General features: G+C 36.2%; 1 protein-coding gene. It reads right to left on the reverse strand.

Annotation, left to right across the window (positions count from 1 at the left end; genetic code table 11):
- Positions 1-72 precede the first annotated feature (72 nt).
- On the reverse strand, positions 73-257 hold a 185-nt coding region (locus SB658_RS25485), incomplete at its 5' end, for a peroxiredoxin family protein (RefSeq protein ID WP_410603229.1).

Below are 257 nucleotides of genomic sequence, written 5' to 3' on the forward strand. Positions count from 1 at the left end.
CACCTCCGTGTTTTCATTCATTTTTTCCAATTTTTCAAAACCTAAGCCCTTCACAATAAAAAAACTGAACCTCTATTTGAGATCCAGTTTTTCTTTCATTTCTTTTTTTGTCATCGTGCCTACGCGAATGTGCTGAATGGTTCCTTTTTCGTCTAATATGTATGTTGTCGGATAAGAAAGCACGTTGAAATCCCCGTTAATTCCGCTTTTGTCAATCAGAATAGGAAAGGTCAGCTGATAATGATCAGCAAATGATT

This window comes from Bacillus sp. SIMBA_008 (assembly GCF_046535495.1).
Classification (GTDB): domain Bacteria; phylum Bacillota; class Bacilli; order Bacillales; family Bacillaceae; genus Bacillus; species Bacillus subtilis.